2 protein-coding genes and 1 other RNA gene are annotated in these 2,088 nt (G+C 70.5%); 2 read left to right on the forward strand and 1 reads right to left on the reverse strand.

Features of this window, described 5'->3' with window-relative positions; genetic code table 11:
* The first annotated feature begins 136 nt into the window (after nucleotides 1–136).
* Nucleotides 137–529 carry a hypothetical protein gene (locus tag QH283_RS00045; RefSeq protein WP_280500971.1) on the forward strand — a complete coding sequence of 131 codons (393 nt, stop codon included), beginning with the start codon at nucleotides 137–139 and terminating at the stop codon, nucleotides 527–529.
* Nucleotides 530–566: 37 nt separating this feature from the next.
* Here the strand turns inward: QH283_RS00045 and rnpB are convergent.
* Nucleotides 567–983, reverse strand: an RNA gene (rnpB, locus tag QH283_RS00050) — RNase P RNA component class A.
* Between the two features lie 74 nt (nucleotides 984–1,057).
* On the opposite strand from rnpB, the gene QH283_RS00055 reads away from it, so the two are divergent.
* The gene (locus tag QH283_RS00055; RefSeq protein WP_280500972.1) at nucleotides 1,058–1,945 is read left to right on the forward strand and encodes an alpha/beta hydrolase; all 888 of its coding nucleotides are present in this window, start codon (nucleotides 1,058–1,060) and stop codon (nucleotides 1,943–1,945) included.
* Nucleotides 1,946–2,088 lie beyond the last annotated feature (143 nt).

Below are 2,088 nucleotides of genomic sequence, written 5' to 3' on the forward strand. Positions count from 1 at the left end.
GCTCCGGGCGGTGACGGTGCCCCTGTTCCACCGTTCCTACCCCCCCTCCCCACCTGTTCGGTGCCATCCGCCCCGGCGCCCCCCGCCGTTTCCCCTGGGGTGGCCACGTCGTTTCCGCGGCGCTACGATCCCGCCCGTGACCAGATTCTCCGCCGCCATGACGGCAGGCTCCGCCGCGTTCGTATTGTTGCTCGCCGGTTGCGGAACAGATGATTCCGGCCATTCCACCGATTCCGGGCGCACCACCGCCACGAGTTCCGCCGCGCCTGCCGCCGATGCCGCCGAGTCGGGAACGGTCGGCAACGCGAAGGCGAGCATGTTCGTCATCGCCTACACCAACGCTTTTCCCGAACTCGCCGGCGGCCGCGCGGACGGCGAGATCGCGGAATTGTTCACCACCGTCTGCGGCGCGATCGCCGAGGGAGAAAATCGGGACGCCACCGTCGCCGAGATCGTCGAGCGCACCGGCTCGGCGGCCACCACCGACGAGGCCGACGCCATCTACACACTCGCGCAGTACATGTGCTGAGCGCGACATGTGCTGAGCGCGCCCGCCGGGGCGGGGGCGGACGAGTTGGTCTGTAAGCCGGATCCTGTCCCCGGCTCGCGCCGGGTGGCGACCATCCATCTGGGCACACCGTCGCCGGGTACCTCGAGCGGTCAACCCGCAGGCTCGGGCGAGCAACCCTCGAACACCTGCGCAGCCGCACTCTCGCGAATGCGACCTTCGACCTTGCTCCGGGCGGGGTTTACCGAGCCGCCCCGGTCACCCGGGGCGCTGGTGCGCTCTTACCGCACCGTTTCACCCTCACCACACAGCCTGCGAAAGGCCGTGGGCGGTCTGTTCTCTGTGGCACTGTCCCGCGGGTCACCCCGGGTTGCCGTTAGCAACCGCCCTGCTCTGTGGAGTCCGGACTTTCCTCGGCGGAGGGCGGCGGCACAGCCGTGCCCGTTCCCCTCGCCGCGGCCGCCCGACCAACTCGTCCGCTCGAACAGCGTACCCGCCCCGCCATCCCCGGCCGGTCGGCGGGCGGGCACGCCAGTACGGTTAGTCGTCATGGAACGTCTCGAGGTCGGTTTTCCCTCAGGTGGCGGTCGGTGCGCCGCCTGGCTGTATCCTCCCGCAGGCGTCCCCAAGCCCCGCCCGCTCGTGGTGATGGGGCACGGCCTGGGGGGCACACGGGACATGGGGCTGGACAGGTACGCCCGCAGATTCGCCGCGGCGGGCATGGCCGTATTGGTGTTCGACTACCGGCATTTCGGCGCCAGCGAGGGTGAGCCGAGGCAGTTGCTGAGCCTGTCCCGTCAGCGCGAGGACTGGCGTTCGGCCATCGCCTACGCCCGCACCCTGCGTGGCATCGACAAGACCCGCATCGCCCTGTGGGGCACCTCGCTCGGCGGCGGGCACGTGCTCACCGTGGCCCCCGAGGACGACTACATCGCCGCCGTGGTGGCCCAGGTGCCGTTCACCAGCGGCTGGGCCTCCACCAGGGCCAAGGGGCTGATCAGCCTGACCAAGGTGAGCGCAATCGCGCTGACCGACGTGTTCTTCGGGCCGCTGCGCCGCAAACCGGTGCGGGTGCGGGTGGCGGGCCGCAAGCGGTCCGCGGCGCTGATGAGCGCGCCCGACGTCCCAGCGGGGTTCGGCAGGCTGACCGAGGAGAGCGAGACCTACGAGCCGAAGATGCCCGCCCGCGCGGCCTTCTCGCTGCTGTTCGACGCGCCGGGCAAGCACACCAGGGCGATCAAGACGCCGGTCTTCTACGCGATCGCCGACAACGACACCATCACCCCGGTGGGGCCGACGCTCGAGGCCGCCGAGCGCACCAAGCACCCGGTCGTGAAGCGTTATCCGGTTGGCCATTTCGACATGTACTTCGACGAGGTGTTCGAGCAGGTCGTCTACGACCAGACCGAGTTCCTGGTGTCGGTGCTGCGCCCCTGAGGCGAGACCAAGGGACGAGCCCCGGGAATACGACCACCGCCCCCCCCCCCCGGGGGGGGGGGGGGGGGGGCCGGGGCCGCGGACCCGCGTGTCAATGGCCCCGAGTGGGGGGGGTTTTAGGGGGGGTGATGCGCGGGATTAAA

This window comes from Nocardia farcinica (genome assembly GCF_029867845.1).
GTDB classification, from domain to species: domain Bacteria; phylum Actinomycetota; class Actinomycetes; order Mycobacteriales; family Mycobacteriaceae; genus Nocardia; species Nocardia farcinica_A.